The organism is Variovorax sp. LG9.2, assembly GCF_035018885.1.
In the GTDB taxonomy this organism is placed as follows: Bacteria; Pseudomonadota; Gammaproteobacteria; order Burkholderiales; family Burkholderiaceae_C; genus Variovorax.
The window spans coordinates 43,224-52,813 of the sequence record NZ_JASJXB010000032.1 but is presented as its reverse complement, the minus strand read 5'-3'; the positions used below and the strand labels follow the sequence as shown (position 1 = coordinate 52,813).

Annotated in this window: 13 protein-coding genes and 1 pseudogene; 12 read left to right on the top strand and 2 right to left on the bottom strand. The window is 61.1% G+C overall.

The annotated features are described in order from the left end of the window. Nucleotides 1–79: 79 nt before the first annotated feature. The 3 genes from phnD (at nucleotide 80) to QN413_RS22900 (ending at nucleotide 1,711) form a co-directional block, all read left to right on the top strand. Nucleotides 80–1,099 (top strand): phosphate/phosphite/phosphonate ABC transporter substrate-binding protein, encoded by a 1,020-nt coding sequence (phnD, locus tag QN413_RS22910; protein ID WP_323498899.1) that lies wholly within the window; start codon nucleotides 80–82, stop codon nucleotides 1,097–1,099. A gap of 2 nt (nucleotides 1,100–1,101) precedes the next feature. Continuing rightward, nucleotides 1,102–1,347 (top strand): hypothetical protein, encoded by a 246-nt coding sequence (locus tag QN413_RS22905; RefSeq protein ID WP_261802597.1) that lies wholly within the window; start codon nucleotides 1,102–1,104, stop codon nucleotides 1,345–1,347. A 115-nt stretch (nucleotides 1,348–1,462) separates the two neighbouring features. Beyond that, on the top strand, nucleotides 1,463–1,711 hold the full coding sequence (locus QN413_RS22900) for a hypothetical protein (protein WP_187053319.1): 249 nt from the start codon (nucleotides 1,463–1,465) through the stop codon (nucleotides 1,709–1,711). A 109-nt stretch (nucleotides 1,712–1,820) separates the two neighbouring features. On the opposite strand, the gene QN413_RS22895 is transcribed toward QN413_RS22900, so the two are convergent. Further along, nucleotides 1,821–2,798: an MBL fold metallo-hydrolase gene (locus QN413_RS22895; RefSeq protein WP_323498896.1), complete on the bottom strand. Its 978-nt coding sequence runs from the start codon at nucleotides 2,796–2,798 to the stop codon at nucleotides 1,821–1,823. 309 nt (nucleotides 2,799–3,107) lie between these two features. Between QN413_RS22895 and QN413_RS22890 the strand changes: the two genes are divergently transcribed. From QN413_RS22890 to QN413_RS22855, 8 genes are all read left to right on the top strand, one after another. Further along, entirely contained in the window at nucleotides 3,108–3,755 is a 648-nt protein-coding gene (locus QN413_RS22890; RefSeq protein ID WP_323498895.1) for a glutathione S-transferase family protein, read from the top strand. 176 nt (nucleotides 3,756–3,931) lie between these two features. Beyond that, nucleotides 3,932–4,267, top strand: coding sequence for a hypothetical protein (locus QN413_RS22885; protein WP_323498894.1), 336 nt, complete (start codon nucleotides 3,932–3,934; stop codon nucleotides 4,265–4,267). A 117-nt stretch (nucleotides 4,268–4,384) separates the two neighbouring features. After that, the gene (locus QN413_RS22880) at nucleotides 4,385–4,900 is read left to right on the top strand and encodes a nucleotidyltransferase family protein (protein WP_416352226.1); all 516 of its coding nucleotides are present in this window, start codon (nucleotides 4,385–4,387) and stop codon (nucleotides 4,898–4,900) included. A 59-nt stretch (nucleotides 4,901–4,959) separates the two neighbouring features. Then, nucleotides 4,960–5,496 carry a 2'-5' RNA ligase family protein gene (locus tag QN413_RS22875; protein WP_323498893.1) on the top strand — a complete coding sequence of 179 codons (537 nt, stop codon included), beginning with the start codon at nucleotides 4,960–4,962 and terminating at the stop codon, nucleotides 5,494–5,496. Between the two features lie 51 nt (nucleotides 5,497–5,547). Continuing rightward, entirely contained in the window at nucleotides 5,548–6,258 is a 711-nt protein-coding gene (locus tag QN413_RS22870) for a hypothetical protein (protein WP_323498892.1), read from the top strand. Nucleotides 6,259–6,441: 183 nt separating this feature from the next. Next, entirely contained in the window at nucleotides 6,442–6,690 is a 249-nt protein-coding gene (locus QN413_RS22865; protein WP_323498891.1) for a hypothetical protein, read from the top strand. A 128-nt stretch (nucleotides 6,691–6,818) separates the two neighbouring features. Further along, nucleotides 6,819–7,313, top strand: a complete 495-nt coding sequence (locus tag QN413_RS22860; protein ID WP_323498890.1) for a hypothetical protein — start codon at nucleotides 6,819–6,821, stop codon at nucleotides 7,311–7,313. Between the two features lie 25 nt (nucleotides 7,314–7,338). Beyond that, nucleotides 7,339–7,896, top strand: a complete 558-nt coding sequence (locus QN413_RS22855; protein WP_323498889.1) for a hypothetical protein — start codon at nucleotides 7,339–7,341, stop codon at nucleotides 7,894–7,896. Nucleotides 7,897–7,954: 58 nt separating this feature from the next. On the opposite strand, the pseudogene QN413_RS22850 reads toward QN413_RS22855, so the two are convergent. Then, nucleotides 7,955–8,077 (bottom strand): annotated as a pseudogene (locus QN413_RS22850) (IS30 family transposase); the annotation flags it as partial. 179 nt (nucleotides 8,078–8,256) lie between these two features. Here QN413_RS22850 and tssK point away from each other — a divergent pair. Next, nucleotides 8,257–9,588, top strand: a complete 1,332-nt coding sequence (gene tssK, locus QN413_RS22845) for a type VI secretion system baseplate subunit TssK (RefSeq protein WP_323498888.1) — start codon at nucleotides 8,257–8,259, stop codon at nucleotides 9,586–9,588. The last annotated feature ends 2 nt before the right edge of the window (nucleotides 9,589–9,590 follow it).

Sequence of the window (9,590 nt, the reverse complement as noted above, 5' to 3'; positions counted from 1 at the left end):
CCGCACGTCCGCATTTGCCGCTACCTGCGCCGGTGACAGTCCGGTCCGCCATGCCGGTCTCGCTGGTTTCCCGGGCGCTTTGTTACGTTTTTTCGGGTTTTCGTCGGCGCTCTTGGTCTGCGGATTGCTGTCTGTGTCTTCACTGGCAGGCGCCCAAACCGCGCCGCAGCTCGATGTAGCGCCGGTTCGCTTCGGGATTCTGCCTCTGGGCGGCGCCTTCGAATCCCGCAACGACTGGGAGCCGGTGCTCGCCGAACTGAGCCGCGCCATCGGCCGCCCCGTCACTGTGTTGTCGGTGACGTCGTACGAAGCGCTCGAACAGGCCATCCAGCGCAACCAGGTCGACATGGCGTTTCTCTCCGGAAAGATGGCGCTCGACGCGGTGACGCAGCGCCGCATGAAAGTGATTGCACAGGTCACGCGGCACGACGGCATGCCCGGTTATCGATCGCTGTTGCTGGCGCGCAAGACCGGCCCCAGGACCTCGCTCAAGGACCTGCTCGATTCGCCCGAACAGTGGCGTCTTGCGCGCGGGGAAAGCCGTTCGGTTTCGGGCTTCATCGTGCCGCAGCTGCAGTTTTTCTTGCCGCACAACATCGCCATGGAAACGCGTTTTGCGAGTGAACTGGTCGGCACGCACCAGGTGACGGCGCTGGCCGTCGCCAACGGCGAGGCCGATGTGGCGACCAACAACACGGCCGACTTCGAGCGCTTCAAGCTGCAGTTTCCGACCGAGGCGGAGCGGCTGCAGGTGATCTGGGAATCGGATTTGATTCCGCATGCGCAGATCGTCGTGCGCCGCGACTATCCGCCTGCATTCCAGGCGAAGGTGCAAGCCTTTCTGGTCGCCTTTGGCCGCGGCAAAGGGTCGCGCAGCGACGCGGAGCGCGCCATGCTCAAGTCGCTGCACGACCTGGCTGGTTTTCTGGCGGCAGACAACGCCTCGCTCATGCCGGTCGCCAAGCTGGCCTATCAACTGGCCCGGCAAAGCGCGATGAGCGCGCAATGGGTCAACGAAGATGCGCGTCAGGCACGCCTGCAGCGCATCGAAGCCACGTACGCCGAGCAGGTCGCCGCGCTGCGCGAAGGCGCACCTTGAGCGTGAAGGCGCTGCGGTCGTCGTTTGGCCCCAACTGCTACTGGTGCAGCCTGCCGATGGACTTCGACGAGCCCTACGGACGGCCCGAGTCGGCCACCATCGAGCACCTCAACGATGCCACTCTGGGCGGCGTGCGCAAGCAAAGCCATCGGCGTCTGGCGCATGCTGTCTGCAACCAGATGCGCAATGAGTTCAAGCTGCAGGCAGAACGTCAATTCAAGCAGTGGATCGAGGCGCGGCGGAACTGAACTGCCAACGGGCACACGGGCGAACAGGCGGCGAGCGCACGCGGCGGCGGCTGACAAAGCGCTGGCCGGGGCGGTGTAACCATCTGCTTCGTTCAATCAATATCCGGAGAACCCAATGAAGAAGATTCTGTTCGCGCTTGTTGCATCCGTCGCCGTCCTCAGTGCCAACGCCCAGGTCGGCAAGGCCGCCTCCGAAGCCACCGACTCGGTCCAGCACAAGATCGACGAGAAGCGCGCCGACAGCGCGGCCAAGAAGAGCGGCCCGGTCGGCAAGGCGGTCAACAACGTCAAGTCCGGCTATCACAAGAATCGCGCGAAGCGTTCCGCCAACAAGGCCAAGCAGTCGTTGAAGAACGCGGGCTGATGCCAACAGCGGTCGGATCACCCGGCCGCCGTAACCGCTACCGAGTCTGCAGATCGAGTGCAACTCGATCGATGCGGCGGGCGATGCTCACATCGATTCGTCGACTTCCTTAGTTCGTCGAACATCCCGCGGCGCAGGCACCGGTCGAGGTGAACTCCATCGCGATGCCGGACAACGGCACATACACCGGCACCTTTACCGCCTTGATAAATGCTTCGGTCTTGCTGCCGGGGCGCACCTTGCCGCCCACGGTGCCGACCTCGTTCGCGTGCGATGCAATGACCGATGCCGGCTTTACCAGCTCATTCATCACGAAGGCTGCTTCGGCCGGGCCGGTGGTGAAGCCGTCGCCCATGTTCATGACGGCCAGCTTCGCCTTGTAGAGATCGCGCACCACGCGCTCCTGGTCGGCGGTGACACCGGTGTCGCCGGACAGGTACGCGACGAGCCCGTTGCTGAACCACAGCACGTAGCCGGTCGCCAATCCCACGTCGCCGGCAATGCCCGCGTCTTTCATCGACTTGCCGAGCTCGCCGCCGATGTACTCCGGGTCGACGCCGTTGCTGTGCATCGCAGTCACCGTCGCGATGCGCACGCCGCCCACTGTCACGCTGCCGCCGAAACGCGCGAGCATCGAGTTGGCAGGGTCGCCGCCGAGCGCCTTGAGCTTGGCCGCGAAGAACGGCGGCATCTCGCTGCCGGTGACGATCTTCGACTTCTTGGCGAGCGCGATGTTGACCGCGTTGGAGTTGGGCACGTCCGACACCGACATGTCGGGGCTGGCACACGTGCCTGCGTTGGGCGCCTTGTTGTGCGCGTTGCCCAGGTGGTCGCCGTGCATGTGGCTCACAAGCAGGATGTCGATCTTGCCGAGCCGTGGATCGTTGGCGCCCGCCACCGTGCGACCCGGGTCGTAGAGGATGCGCGTGCCGTTCGGGTCTTCGAAAATCAGCGCGCGGTCTTGCGCACAGAACTCGCCGTCGATGCCGCCGAGCGGCGTCACCTTGACGTTCTGCGCGAACGCGGGCGTGGCCAGCAGGGCCGACAACGCGGCAGCGGCCGCCATGAACTTGATCGATCGATTCATTGAATTTCCGGCGATTTTGAAGAAGAAGGGGAAGGGAAAAGACACAGCGAAAAAACGAGTATCGCGGCATCGGGCGGTGCCACGCATGAGTCGGTGCAGTGACCTTGAACTTGACTTCGACTCCTGAAGCCCAGCGCTGTCGGATGGATGCCGGGCATCCATTAGGAGGTCGCTATTTGCGTCGGCGTGTACCTGGATGAGCAGGACGCGATCGGTGCCGTTGCGCCGCATGCAGGAGCGGGCACGCCGCTCGCGAAGAGTCACGGGAATAATCGGCCAGAAGTCGCCGTTTGGGTCGCAAGGAGAACCATGCTGAAAGTCTACGGATTCGGACGCGTCAACTCGGCCGCCCGCGGCCACACCCGTGACCTGCGGGTTCTGTGGGCACTCGAAGAAATGCAGATGCCCTTCGAGCTCATCGGCATGGATCATCCGGCGCATGAACTCAACACCGATGCCTACCGCAAACTGAATCCGTTCGAGCAGCTTCCGGCGATCGATGACGACGGGGTCGTGCTGACCGAATCGGCGGCGATTCTGATCTACCTTGCGAAGAAGGCGGACAAGTTGATTCCAAGTGATTCCGCGGGCGAGGCGCAGGTCATCCGCTGGTGCTTGGCAGCAATGAACTCGATCGAGCTACCGCTGATGAGCGTCTTCTACATCGACTGGACTGCCGACGGCGGCGCAGGCGCGGCCAAGCCCAGGCAGTTCATGGCGGGCTGGGCTCAACGCTTGTTCACCGGACTGGAGCGCTGGCTGAAGGGCCGTGAGTTCGTGGCCACCGACAATTTCACGGTGGCCGACATCCTCATGTCGCATGTGCTCTCGGAGGTCAGAGATGAACGGCTGCTGGAGCCATTCGAGAACATCCGAAGCTATCGCGACCGTTGCGTGTCTCGGGCCGCATGGCGGCGAACGATGGAGAAGTATCTGGCTCGGGTGGAAGCGGGCTGAATGGCAGCTCGGCCGTCGAAGCCGATGGCAATTCTTCGCGTCTTCGCGGGAGCTGGTCTCAAGGTCTGCTTTTGAGACGACGCTATGTCGGGTGAGGCTCCGAATGTTCCGGCGATCCTGCGGCGGGATTCGGGCCAGGAGCCGACCTTTCATTGCACACTTCCGTCGAGGCTTTAATGAGTGAAATGCACGATACAGAAAATGCGTTGGCGCGAGCGGTCAAGGCGATCTACGACGCGTCTGATTTGAATCGCGAGATCCAGCCTTTGCTTGGACCACTGCTTGACGAACTGCTAAGCACGACGAGCGCGACTTCCGTCAGGGATGTGCTTCCGGAGTTTCATGACTGGACGATCCCAACGCGCGTCCAACTTGCTATGCATGTACGAATCCTTAGTCTCGACGGCGCAAGGCCTTCTGACGAAGCACAGCTGGCCCAGTTTCTTGAACTGTTTTACGAAGATATGCCAGAGTGGGCAGCGGCCTTTCGAGCACACTCTCAAGTCGCCTAACGGCCAGAAGCGGTCCTTCCGTGCGCCTGCCGGGATCAAGATCGAATCATGACTTTCACTCCGCAGCCGCACCTTGAGCGACGCCTTGCTGGCATGGTGGCCTCGTCGAATGAGCTGATGGCCGCGCTCGATGCAGCGCGTCTCCTGGGGCTGCAGTCGTGGTGCATCGGCGCAGGCGCTGTCCGCTCATTGGTTTGGGATGCTCTGCACGGCTTTGAGCGCCGTACGGCTGTGGAAGACATGGACCTTGTCTACTTCGACGCGGACGCTGAGCCGGAGAACGATGTCGAGTTGGAGAAGCGGCTTCGCTCCGTATTGCCAGAAGTGCGCTGGGAGGTGACGAATCAGGCTGGCGTGCACCGATGGTTCGCCCGTGACTTAGGACAAGCAGTGCCGCCGATCAAGTCACTCGCAGATGGCATTGCGACGTGGCCGGAGTTTGCAACTTGCGTTGGCGTGTTTTTGAACTGGGATGAGTCGCTGGGCGTCGTCGCCCCGCATGGACTCGATGATCTTTTCAATCTGCGCGTCCGTCACAACCCGCTCAGAGCGAGCGTTGAGATCTATAGGCAGCGCATAGAAGCCAAGCGCTTTGCCGAGCGCTGGCCTTTGCTTTCGATCAGCATGGGCTAAGGGCAGAATGCGGGCCAGAAGCTGCCGTTTGTCTTCCCCTTGCCGATCTGCCATCCACCATGTTGATCACAGCGTTTGTTGTGCGTGTTCCCTCTGCTGAATGCGTGGTTGCAGAACTCCGCAACCGCTTTGACTCGACGGCACAGCTTGGGGTCCCGGCGCATGTCAGCATTCTGGTTCCGTTCATGTCACCTGACCGAGTGACTGCAGCTGTGCTTGCACGCGCACAGGAGGCGTTGAACGAAATTCCATCGTTCGCGTTCTCGCTGCGTCGGGTAGGCCGCTTCCCGACCACAACCTACCTTGAGCCCGATCCACCCGAGCGCTTTGTTGCGATGACGGCGACGTTGGTTCGGGCGTTTCCGGCATTTCCTCCGTATGAAGGCGAGCATGCCGAAGTCATTCCGCATTTGACGGTCGCGCACGGGGACGCATTCAGCGCAGGCTTGGCGGCCGTCGAACTTCAAGAAAAAGTCCGCCGATCAGGCGCTATCGAGACAATGTGCACGTCCGTGACGCTTTTGGAAAACAGCACGGGACGGTGGCAGGCTATGCATGATTTCTATTTGCCGAAGTCGATAGGCGTGCCTTCCTAAAAGTCCGGCTAATTTCGGCCAGAAGCAGACGTTCCACGCGACGGCATAGTGGTGCTTGAAGAATATTTTTCCCTACAGCTGAGTTTTGCTGAGCGCAACGCGACGGTTGCGGATTTGTCTTTGGGCGCGTCGATCGCGCACTGCACAAACCTGCGGCGGCGTTTGAATCTTTGGGGACCTGCAGGCGCGAACCGCTGGAACGAATTCGTTGCTCGGATCGGCAACTCGAACAATGAAAGGCGCGATGCGCTTTCCTTGTGCACGCAGTGGTACGAGGATCGTCCCCGCCTTGCGACGGGACGGTCGTTCGGCTGCTTCTCCTTCGATCCGCCCGACGCCAGCGGCGTACTCCGCATTCACTTCGTCCCTCCAGAGACCACGAGCACAAGCCCGCTGGCTTCCGCGAACACCGGTGCCAGAGTGCAGGAGCTGTGCGAACTGTTCTCCCATGCTCGTCGCGAGGAGCCCGGCGTCTTGTCGGTTCGCGGCGTCTCCTGGCTCTACAACCTCGAGGCGTATCGGAGGCTCTTCCCGCGCAGCTACGCGAAGTCAATTCAAGCCATCGACGTGCCGCTGCATCTGAACGGCAGTTCAACCTGGGGACAGGTTTTGAACTGGCGTCAGGGTGTGAAGCCGGAAATGCGTGACGCGCTCCTGGCCCGCATGACCACTATGAGACCAGAAGCACCTTGGAAGGCCTTTCCGCTGCAGGCGCTGACCGCCAGTGGTGACGTCGCTGACTTCTATGAGCGCTTTACCTGACTTGGACGTGAGGCTGAGCCCTTCCACGTGAGTGGCGGAATTCGGGCCAGAAGCGGTCGTTCGCCGTCACCGCTTGTCTTGCCCCACGCGGCAAGTGAAAAGCGCTCTTACGTCACGCTTGTCCGGAGAAAGCGAAGATTCACCGCGCTACCATTCCCGATTGATTTTCAGGGAGAAAAAAATATGAAATGGATCTTGACTGCGTTCGTGTCAGTTACTTTTGCGGTGCTGTCGTTCAATGCTTTCATTGCGAACGACCTGAGCAAAGGTAGGAGCGAAAACGCGTTCATCGGAATGATGACGGGCGTATACGGATGGTTGCTCTCGTCTATTGGATCGATGCCATCTGGAATTGTGTTCGCCTTGTGCGCGATCGGTATCTTGCTGTTGGCCGTGCTGGATGGCCGTGGTGCCAAGAAGTCGGATTTCTAAAGTGCAGAGCGGCCGCCAGATCCGCAACCGGGCCAACAGCAGTCAGTCGGCGATGCGCCAGAATTTGACCCGAAGCGGACATTCAGGAACACGGAATTCATGGTTCAACAACTGTTTAAGTCTGCGACGTGACAAATCCCGCCAGGCTGACCCCTCCTCACAGCGTCATACCCAGCATCTACTCCGCCGAGGAGTCTGCGCGCCGCATTTCTGCCCTTTGCATGCCGTATGCATCGGATTCGATGTCGTTCCGTTGGCTTGTGGGCAGCGCAACAGAAAAAGGAGTTCGTCTTTCTTGGCGAGTTCGAGGCTCCAAGCCAAGCGCGACTCGCTTCATCGGCACATTCGACTGTGTGGATAGCAAGGTCGTGCTAGATGGAAAGTTCAGTGAGTCACCGTTCGAGCGGCTTTTCCTCGTGGTTTGGTTCGGAGCGCTCTTTGGTGTACTGGCCTTGTGCTTGTATGCGGGCCTGGTGCACGGAAACAGCAATGCACTGGGAGGTGCGGCGTTCGCGACCTGCCTCATAGCTACATTGTTGTGGATTAGCAAAAAAACAGGCCCAGGACACAACGGCGATATGGAGTGGGTGACGTCAGTTTTGCGAGAGGCGCTGTCTACTTGAAGATATGCGTGAGCGTTCGTCGCCTATGGCACAGTTCGGCCGCAACCAGACATTGAATAACGAGCCCGCAATCACAATGAACGTTGACCAACATCTTCGCGCCTACCTTGAAAGCGGGCAAGAAGCTGCCCAGCTGGATCAGGTGTTGAGTAGCCCGACTGAGCGGCATCAGATTTACAGGGCGATAGCGAGGCAGCCGCCTCGTCCCTATCGCCTATTGCTTCTTCGCTTGTTGGACAGGGAGATTGCGTTCAGGAATGCCCTTTGGGATAGAAGCGCCGAGTTCGACGAGGAGAGCGCTGAAGGAATTTTCCATTGTGCGTATTTACTAAGCCTCTGTGGCGAGCCGGCGGATACGAAGGCACTCTGGAAAGCGCAGTACCTAAATCAAGATGTCGGCGAGTTGGAGGTGGAATACTTCATTGGCGCCGGCGTGCCAGAGACGCTGGCATTCTTGACCCACGAAAATGATGAAACATCGCAAGAGATTGCTGGGTTCATACGCGATTCACTCAAGCAGCCGATAGAGACACAATGGCTGGCGAGTTGGCGAGCGTCTCGTCATGCTTGGTTTGACAGTTAACAGTCGCATTCAAACGACCGGTTCGGAGTTGTCCGAACTTCCGCTTTTGGCGGCGGATTCAACGGGTCGATGCAACGGATTCGCTGAACATCTCAGCGGGCGTCTGGAAGCCGAGCGTCTTGCGCGGCCTCTCATTCAATTGTCGCGCGATCGCGTTGAGCTGAGCCTGTGAGTAGCCCGCCTGCCGCCACCCCATGCGCACTGAACCATAAGCCCGCACACCCAATCGACGAAGGCCTTCTAGGCCCTTCGACTTAGACCCAACGCCTCCGTCTAGGCCGTTAGATGGATTTGCCGTTCACCCTCCGCGCCGGAAACTAGATGTTTCTTTCTGGCACCCGTGCCATTGACGGAGCGCGGATGAGTTGGCGAACAAAAGTGGTTTGGAGCGAGGGGATGCTGCTGCAGCCTCAGCACCTGCAGCAAAGCGAGCGCCACGCCGACCATGCGCGGCATGTGCTCCTGCGCACCACGACCCCTCATGCATGGGGCTTCGCTGAAATTGAAATCGACCAGGCGGCGCTCACCCTCGGCAAGCTCGCGCTGGTACGTGCCGTCGGCGTGTTCGGCGACGGCACCGTGTTCGACATGCCGGCTGTCGATCCATTGCCCGATCCCATCGACATCCCGCCGACGATGCGCGACGAGGCCGTCGTGCTCGCCTTGCCACTGCGCCGCGCTGGTGCCCGAGAAGCCGATGCCGAGGGCTACGACGACCTCGTGCGGCATCGCGTGCTGGAGTCCGAAGTGCCCGACTCCAACACCGCCGGCGAGCGTACCGCCATGCTGCAACTCGGTCAGCTCCACACGCGCCTGATGCGCGCCGGTGAGACGACCGATGCGTGGACCACCGTCAACGTCGCCCGGGTGGTCGAGCGGCGTGTCGACAACCAGGTTCAGCTCGATCGCAACCTGCTGCCGCCGCTGCTCGATGTGGCTGGCCACGCGGTGATCCGCTCGTGGCTCGACGAATTGCTCGGCCTGTTGCGCCAACGCGGCGAGGCTCTCGCTGGCCGCATGACGCAAGGCGGCACTGGCGGCGTGTCCGAGATCGCCGACTTCATGCTGCTGCAAACAGTGAACCGCAACGAGGCGGTGTTCGCGCATCTGGCAAAGAGCGCGATGCTGCATCCGCAGCGCTTCTTCGAGCATGCACTGGCGCTGGCCGGTGACCTCGCGACGTTCCGCGATTCGCGTCGGGTCGCGCGCTTCGGGCCCTACATCCACGACGACCTCGCACTCACATTTCGCCCGGTCATGGACGACCTGCGGCGCAGCCTGTCGATGGTGCTTGAACAGTCGGCCATTCGCATCGAGCTGCACGACCGCAAGCATGGCGTGCGCGTCGCCGTCATTCCCGATGTGGAGCTGCAGCGCAATGCGACCTTCGTGCTCGCGGTCAACGCGCAGATGCCGAGCGAGGCCTTGCGCGCGCGCTTTCCGACGCAGGTCAAGATCGGTCCGGTCGAGCGCATTCGCGATCTGGTCAACCTTGCGCTGCCCGGCGTCACGCTCATGCCGATGCCGGTCGCGCCGCGGCAGATTCCGTTTCACTCGGGTGCCAACTACTTCGAGCTCGAAACGCGCAACAGCGACCTGTGGCGCCAGCTCGAAGCATCGGGCGGCGTGGCGATGCACATCGCCGGCGACTTCCCCGGCCTGGATCTGGCGTTCTGGGCGATCAGGTCCTGACG